We start from the raw sequence: 6990 nt of genomic DNA, 5'->3' as shown, positions 1-6990 counted from the left end.
CAGGCCCCGCATAACGGGACCTGTTTCAGTTCATTCATTATTAAAATTCGCGGTTATGGCCCAGGCGGGTGTTGGCTGGGTTGTCTGATGTCAATGGTGCATCCGTTGGATCTGCACCAGTCAGTGTTCCGCCTGTTACATTGCGGTCAGCTGAAGTGTTCAGCGGATCTTTGATAGTGTTGTCACGGCGCTCTACAACCACTAGGATTTTACCTTCTTTCACGTAGCCTTCATAGCGCTCGGCGTCGTCTTCAGGCAGACCCATGCCGATCAAAGCTCCGGCAAGGCCGCCGACACCAGCACCTGCTGCTGCGCCAGTCAATGTCGCTGCAATTGGTCCTGCAGCGACAATTGGCCCGATTCCAGGGATTGCTAGCGCACCGATTCCGGCAAGCAACCCGGTCAAGCCGCCAAGGATGCCGCCTGTAGCCGCACCAGCAGCCGCTCCTTCCCCAGCTTTTGTGCCAGTTTCATCGTTGATTTCAGCTACTTCTTCCTTATTTTTACCAATGACCGAAATATCCTCGGCTCTATAGCCTTGACGCTTCAGGTCTTCTACTGCATCGATTGCTTCTCGTTCATTATCGTAAATTCCTACCAGGTGTTTTTCATGTTCATTCAACATTTGAAATCCTCCTTTGGACGAGTAGTCTTTTTTAAAAGTACCCGCCTGGAGAATCCGTAAACTTCCAAATAAAGATTAATCTGTCGTTGGATCCGGGTCCAGGAGGTCCCAAGGAGTGATGATTCCTTTTGGCCTGCTGTCCGATTTTCCGTTTTCAGTCAGAATCACAGCCTGAAGCTTTTTGTCTTTGATATGATAGCTGTCAAAAAGCTCTTCAACCTCATAAAAGGATGTGTCTTCGGCCATAAAATCCACATAATATTTCTTGTTGTCTCGCAAAAGTTCACGTACTTTGACATTTTCAAGCGAGATGACATTGCTTGTCAGCTGCTTGGCCATCCATCTGATGATATCGGAGGATGTAAGCAGCCCCTTGTATTCATTGCTTTGATCGTAAATCGGAAAGCGGGTGAACTCAAATTTATTGATCGCCTTCAGCACATCCTTTAACAAGGCATCATCGTAGTAATAAAATACTGGCGAAGAGGCCACTCCCATCGCCAAAGGCGGTTTTTCAAAATGGGCGGCAATTTCTTCTATCCGTTTGACGACCGACTTATGAGGCTCGGCAATATAATAATCCACATCCACCTTTTCATGGACAATCGCGTTCCTTAGCTTGGCGAACTGGTACAGCTCATTTTTATACTTGCGGATGATGGAATGGTTCTTGTAGCCGCTGTTCAGCAGCTCGACAAATGCGTCGCTGCCGGCATCCTTTACCATGTCTTTCAGGCAGCGGTGAATGCGGTTAAAGGCTACCTCGAACCGGCCAGACTGTGTTTTTTCGGTCGATTTCTCCAAAGCTGTTCCCTCCACTACGAAATAATACAAATAATACCCATTCTACACTAAATAAAGCGTGCACACCCCTCTTAAACCTTACAGGAAATAAAGATGCCCGCCAGTAGGTAGCCGGCGGGCATGTGCACATCAATCTATCGGGTTGTTCGGCTTCTTCGCCTTCTGGCCGGTTGTCCACTCTACCAGTTCTTCACTGTTCTGCTGGCCTTTTTTCCTGTTGTTGTTGCGCTGTGCATTCGCATTGCCAAGCTTTGTCCTGCCCATACTCCTCTACTCCTTTACAATAGCATCATAAAAGTAGTATGGACGTTTGCCCCATCCTTATGCTTCCTCCTCCATGCTGGCGGCAACTTCCAGTACGGGAGGACGGCGGACCTTTGTTGCCTGCTCAAAGGCATAGGCCAGCTTGATAAGCTGGGGCTCACTATAGGCATGGCCTGTAAAAGTTATCGCAAACGGCTCGCCCATTGCTGTGTATCCCGCCGGAACCGTAATCGATGGATAGCCGGCCCGGGCCGCAATGTCCGAGCCATGGTCATGAGGGAAAATCAGGGCCGCTGCCCCTCCCTTTGACAAGGCATAATCAATTCCATGATCTTTTGACATGTACTGGTCATGCTCCAGCGCTTTTAAATACTGTTCCTCTGTCAGGGTTCCGCTCGTGTCCTCCGAACCTTGCAGGATCTTTTGGCCATACTTGAGCATCTTCTCCATATGATGTTTATTAAAAGCAATCACCTGAGCAAGGCTGCGCACCTTTACGGAAGGATGCAGCCTGCCTAAATAGGCATTGATACCCGATTTGAACTCATAATCAAGTACATCATAGTCCCAGTCTGCATCAGCGGAAGGAAGTGATACCTCCTCAAGCTGCGCGCCCAGCTCCTTCACCTTCGCCAGGGCCTGTTCAAAAAGGCTTCGCTTTTCGTCAGTCAGCTCTTCGTAAAACACAAGATCTCCTGGCACTCCCAGCTTTACGCCTTTCAATCCATCGTGCTCCAGGCTGCAGGTAAAATCAGCAGGCTGAAGCTTTGGACCCGTCAATGTGGCCGGGTCGCTCTCATCCTTGCCTGTAATGGCGGCAAGCAGATAAGCGGCATCCTTAACACTTCTGGCCATCGGACCGGCGGTATCCTGAGTGTGGCTAATTGGGATGATTCCGCTTCTGCTGATGAGTCCAACAGTCGGCTTGATGCCCACAAGCGCGTTTTGCGCGCTCGGATTGAGGATCGACCCTGACGTCTCCGTTCCCACAGCGACCGCCGCAAGGTTTGCGGCGATGGCCGCCCCGGAACCTGCACTGGATCCGCCCACATTGAATTTGCCCGGCCCATATGGATTCAGCACCTGGCCGCCGCGCGAGCTGTAGCCGCTCGGCATTCCGACTGCCATAAAGTTGGCCCATTCCGTCATATTTGTTTTTCCTAAAATGACAGCCCCCGCTTTGCGAAGCTGTGCGGCCACAAACGAATCCCGAGGAGCAATCGAGTGTTCCAGGGCAAGCGATCCTGCACTGGTGTGCATCTTGTCATGAGTATCAATATTATCCTTCAGCAAAACCGGGATGCCGTGCAGCGGGCCGCGGGGACCGTGCCCGGCCCTTTCAGCATCGAGTGCCATCGCAATATGCAGCGCATCCGGGTTGAGTTCCAGCACCGAGTTGATGCGAGGGCCGCTTTTATCATAAAGCGCTATTCTGCTCATGTACATAAGCACAAGATCTCTTGATGTCAGCTCGCCGCTCGCCAGCTTTTCCTGCATTTCATCAATCGTAGCCTCAGGCAGCCAGCCATCCCTCAGCTTCCTTAGTTTAGGATTTTCCATAGGTTGTTTTCCTTTCTGAAGAAGATAAGAATAATTTCGGCTGTTTGAGGCTTTTTTCCTGCAGCTGCAAAAAAAAAGCCATGGCATAGGCCACTGGCTTCACACGATTTACCTTTTACTTGCATCCACGATTTTGCCGCTGTAAAACTCTTTCTGCGCCGGTTTGACTCCAAGTTCCTTGCAGAACTGTTTCAGCTCGCGTTCTTCGCGTTCATTGACAATCGAAATGACAGTCCCCTCGGCACCAAAGCGTCCAGTCCGGCCGGAACGGTGGATGTACTGTTCACGGTCACGCGGAAAGTCGAAATGGACCACATGCGTGACCCCTTTGATATCAAGGCCCCGGGCCGCAATATCCGTCACAAGCAGCATCGCATTCTTCCGCTCGCGGAATTGCTTCAGACTGGCCTGGCGCTGCTGTTTCGTCAGCTCGCTATGAAGCATCAGGGCAGGAATATCTTTGTAGTTCAGTTTTTCGGCACTTACCTGAAGATTGCCGATATCCTTAAGAAACACCAGCCCTTTGAAGGCATCCAGCCGGGACAGTTTTTCCAGGATTTTTATTTTATCGCGCTGCTCGCTGATAAAATAGATATGCTCCACCTCTGCTGACTGAATCGTACTGTCCTGCTTGATCTTAATGACTTCCGCGTCTTTGACAAGCTCTCTTGCTGCCTGTTCCGTATGATTGGGAAGCGTTGCCGAAAACAGGAGCACTTGGCGGTCTGCAAGAGTGGATTTAATGATGCTTTCAACCGTGCTGCGATGTTCGGGGACGAGCAGCTGGTCTCCTTCATCAAGTACGACGGTTTTGACTTCATGCATCTTCAGCTTCTTTTGTTTGATCAGCTCCAAAACCCTGCCTGGAGTGCCCACGATCACCTGCGGGCTTTTCTTCAGCTTTTCCAGCTGCCGCTTCGGATTGGCACCGCCAATTATGGAAGTGGAAGTAATTCCGCTGCCTTCCCCCCATTTCTGCACTTCGGAAAGGATCTGCATAACCAACTCCTGTGAAGAAGCAAGAATCACCGCTTGAGCATTCCGTTTCTGAGAATCGATTTTATTTAAAACAGGCAATAGGTAGGCAAGTGTTTTGCCCGTTCCCGTTGGTGATTCAGCAATCACGTCGGTATTGCCAAGGATCAGCGGAATCGCTCTTGTCTGTACATCCGTAGGCGTTGTAAATCCGCTTTTCTCCCAGTTTTCCTGTAAAAAAGGCTTTAGCTCTTTAAAGATTGTTTGATTTTCTGACATTATAGTCTCCTTTGTTACGCAATTCTTCCTAAAAAGAATACTAGCTAAAACGGCCGGAGAAGTCCAGCAAGCATTTGGAGGCTGATCTGCTTTTCTGCTTAAAGCTCCCATTTTCTACGATTGGGAAGCTTTTATTGTGGTATGAAAAGACTGAAAGGCAATACAAGGAGGGGCAATATGAACAATGTAAAAACGCTCGAAAGTGTAAAAACATTGCTAAAAGAACTGCTGCTGATTGACAGTTCCCATAAGGAAGGCGCCAACCAGGCAGTGGAATATTGCTGCCACTGGCTGAGGGAATATGGCCTCAATCCGGAATTAATTGAAAACAACGGTTATAAAATGCTTGTTTGCGAGATCGGCAGCGGAGAGAAAACACTGATTTTTAACGGCCATGTGGATGTTGTCAGCGGAAAGAAAATGCAGTTCATTCCAATGGAGAAGGACGGAAAGCTGTATGGACGCGGAGCAGCCGACATGAAAGCCGGCGTGGCCGCGATGATGTGCGCCATGGCGGAGCTTAAAGAGGAAGAACTTGGCGTGAAAATCCAGCTGCAGATTGTATCAGACGAAGAAACCGGCGGAGACAACTGCTCCGGTTACCTTGTCGAAAACGATTATATTGGCGACTTTGTCATTTGCTCGGAGCCTACCCAGCTGGGAATCGCCCTCGAAGCAAAGGGGCTTCTCCAGTTTGATGTGGAAGTACATGGTACCCCGGCACATGGAAGCCGCCCGTGGGAAGGTGAGAATGCGATTGCCAAAGCATGCACCCTTCACGGAAAGATCCTGAAGCTTCCTTTTATGAAGGAAAGTTCCGATTTTTACCCTTATCCCTCTGTCAACTGGGCCAAGGTCCAGGGCGGAGAAGTTTACAACAAAGTCCCGGAGAGCTGCACAATGTCCTTTGACCTTCGCTACCTTCCCGGCCAGGATCCGGACGAAATCATCCGGCAAATCCAGGAAATTGCCGATGGGGAAATTTCTGTCCATGCAAGCATCTCCCCTGTCGAAACGGATAAAGAGGACCCTTATATTCAAAAGCTGAAGAAGATTGTTGAAAAGCACACAGCCGGAGAGGCCGTCTTCTTCGGTCAGCATGGTGCATCCGATGCACAGTTTTTTGCCGAAAGAGGGATTCCAGCCATTGAATTCGGACCTAGCGGCAACAATTGGCACGGGGACGAGGAGTTTGTCCACATCCATTCCCTTGAAGTGTATAAAAATATGCTTCTTGATTATGCCAGGGATTTTTAAAGACAGCCTCAGGCTGTCTTTAATTCGTTAAGCGGTATTTCCTGGACCAGGAATGCAGCAGCAGGGCTGCCATAATCACAAATTGAAGAAAGAAGACAACAGCATCCCAGAAGAGGATAGAGGTGGCCGGCTCAGAAAACCCCGGTATCACCAGCATAGCAGCATGGATAATCAGCGGCAGGTTATAAAAGGCTAAAACGGCGATGGTGATCATAATGCCAACAAGATAAAAAAACGCATAAGGCCGAACCCACTTTTCTTCGCCGGCAAATTCCTTGCTCGTTTTCACTTCCGACAGGAAAGGCAGCCAACGCCTCAGGTAATTCTGGCCATTTTCCATTAGATTGTACGAGCCGGAGTGGTTCTCAATCACATAATACAGATCCGTTTTCATATATACGCAGCATTGGTAAAGAATGCGGATGAACGTGCTAAAGGCAGCCATTTTAGCGATTCCGGCCGACAGTGCATGCCCAGAAAAAACTAGCTGGACCAGCAGCGCAGCAAATAAAACGACAGCATCAAAAGCCAGACCCGCAAGATAAAGCCTGTACCTTCTATGAGGCGGCAATGTCCACACCCTCGACATATCGGTTTCAAGCACAATAAAAAACAAACGGTGTCCCAGGCTGATCCCTGTCGGAAGGCTCTCCGCCCGCATTGCCAGCACATGCCCGATTTCGTGGAGCACAACAAGCAAAAACGTCAGGCCCAGAAAAACCAGAATATTATACATCATCAAATCAAATACAAAGATATCTTTATAAGCCGGGAACAGCCCGGGCCGAACCATCAGAATACCGGCGCTGGCAAGAAGGGCAGCCAGATAAACCAGGGAGGATGCACGATTAAAAAAGAATTTCCCTGCCTTTTCAGGAATCCAGGTCAAACCCGGGGTTTCGGCGGGTTGGGCAGTCCTTTTTGGTACTTCCTTGCCGTCGATGGTGCGGATGAGGCCGAGGTCGAGCAAGTCCTGGACGAAACCCTTCATGTCTACATCCTCGTTTGGGAACCGCTCCCTTAGTTCCTCTTCAATGGAATGCAAATCCTTCCCTTCACCGATCAGGCCGATTGCATCAATACACACTTCCGGCATTTCGTAAAAATCACCTGAATCCAAATCTTCCACAATGTAATGTTTCCTGTCTTTACGAATGTTCAAGGGATTAAGAGTTACTTTAGAATGACTGTGCAGTTCCATTTCGAAGCACCCTTTCAAAATAAAT

7 protein-coding genes are annotated in these 6990 nt (G+C 49.3%); 1 reads left to right on the top strand and 6 read right to left on the bottom strand.

From position 1 onward, the window contains the following. Nucleotides 1-40: 40 nt before the first annotated feature. From ADU22_RS07265 to ADU22_RS07250, 5 genes are all read right to left on the bottom strand, one after another. Nucleotides 41-625 carry a general stress protein gene (locus ADU22_RS07265; protein ID WP_082252801.1) on the bottom strand — a complete coding sequence of 195 codons (585 nt, stop codon included), beginning with the start codon at nt 623-625 and terminating at the stop codon, nt 41-43. A 75-nt stretch (nt 626-700) separates the two neighbouring features. Further along, nucleotides 701-1429 (bottom strand): CBS domain-containing protein, encoded by a 729-nt coding sequence (locus tag ADU22_RS07260; protein WP_053361561.1) that lies wholly within the window; start codon nt 1427-1429, stop codon nt 701-703. Between the two features lie 129 nt (nt 1430-1558). After that, nucleotides 1559-1693, bottom strand: a complete 135-nt coding sequence (ypzF, locus tag ADU22_RS25390; RefSeq protein WP_277620304.1) for a protein YpzF — start codon at nt 1691-1693, stop codon at nt 1559-1561. A gap of 57 nt (nt 1694-1750) precedes the next feature. Continuing rightward, nucleotides 1751-3253: an amidase family protein gene (locus tag ADU22_RS07255; protein ID WP_053361560.1), complete on the bottom strand. Its 1503-nt coding sequence runs from the start codon at nt 3251-3253 to the stop codon at nt 1751-1753. Between the two features lie 108 nt (nt 3254-3361). Further along, nucleotides 3362-4507 (bottom strand): DEAD/DEAH box helicase, encoded by a 1146-nt coding sequence (locus ADU22_RS07250; protein WP_053361559.1) that lies wholly within the window; start codon nt 4505-4507, stop codon nt 3362-3364. 177 nt (nt 4508-4684) lie between these two features. Between ADU22_RS07250 and ADU22_RS07245 the strand changes: the two genes are divergently transcribed. After that, complete coding sequence (locus tag ADU22_RS07245) at nt 4685-5764, top strand: M20 family metallopeptidase (RefSeq protein ID WP_053361558.1); 1080 nt, start codon at nt 4685-4687, stop codon at nt 5762-5764. Between the two features lie 19 nt (nt 5765-5783). On the opposite strand, the gene ADU22_RS07240 is transcribed toward ADU22_RS07245, so the two are convergent. Beyond that, entirely contained in the window at nt 5784-6965 is a 1182-nt protein-coding gene (locus ADU22_RS07240) for a hypothetical protein (protein ID WP_053361557.1), read from the bottom strand. Nucleotides 6966-6990 lie beyond the last annotated feature (25 nt).

The sequence above is a fragment of the Bacillus sp. FJAT-27251 genome (assembly GCF_001273925.1).
Lineage (GTDB): Bacteria > Bacillota > Bacilli > Bacillales > Cytobacillaceae > Mesobacillus_B.
This window is presented reverse-complemented; position numbering and strand designations above follow the sequence as displayed.

Bases quoted from the DNA above. Each gene is read 5' to 3' on its own strand.
- ADU22_RS07265 (WP_082252801.1), bottom strand. From the start codon at position 625: ATGTTGAATGAACATGAAAAACACCTGGTAGGAATTTACGATAATGAA.
- ADU22_RS07255 (WP_053361560.1), bottom strand. From the start codon at position 3,253: ATGGAAAATCCTAAACTAAGGAAGCTGAGGGATGGCTGGCTGCCTGAG.
- ADU22_RS07240 (WP_053361557.1), bottom strand. From the start codon at position 6,965: ATGGAACTGCACAGTCATTCTAAAGTAACTCTTAATCCCTTGAACATT.
- ADU22_RS07250 (WP_053361559.1), bottom strand. From the start codon at position 4,507: ATGTCAGAAAATCAAACAATCTTTAAAGAGCTAAAGCCTTTTTTACAG.
- ypzF (WP_277620304.1), bottom strand. From the start codon at position 1,693: ATGGGCAGGACAAAGCTTGGCAATGCGAATGCACAGCGCAACAACAAC.
- ADU22_RS07245 (WP_053361558.1), top strand. From the start codon at position 4,685: ATGAACAATGTAAAAACGCTCGAAAGTGTAAAAACATTGCTAAAAGAA.